Genomic DNA, 256 nt, shown 5'->3' on the forward strand with positions numbered 1-256 from the left:
CCGAGTTCCTTAACGAGAGTTATCCCGCGCGTCTTAGAATTCTCATCTCGCCTACCTGTGTCGGTTTACGGTACTGGCGCCGACCTCCTTACTAGAGGCTTTTCTTGGCAGCGTGAAATCCGGTACTTCGCCCTACGGGCTCCACGTCACAGCTCGACCTTGTGTGCCGGGCGGATTTGCCAACCCGACGGCCTCGCTGCTTGTCCGTGCACTTCCAGTCGCACGGTTACCTTATCCTTCTGCGTCCCCCCATCGT

The 256-nt window shown here is 58.2% G+C and carries 1 rRNA gene; it reads right to left on the reverse strand.

Annotated features, from left to right (window positions below):
- Positions 1 to 256: ribosomal RNA gene (locus KNP83_RS15000) — 23S ribosomal RNA — on the reverse strand; the annotation flags it as partial.

Origin of the sequence: Exiguobacterium sp. s146, assembly GCF_018618415.1 — a bacterium.
Classification (GTDB): Bacteria; Bacillota; Bacilli; order Exiguobacteriales; family Exiguobacteriaceae; genus Exiguobacterium.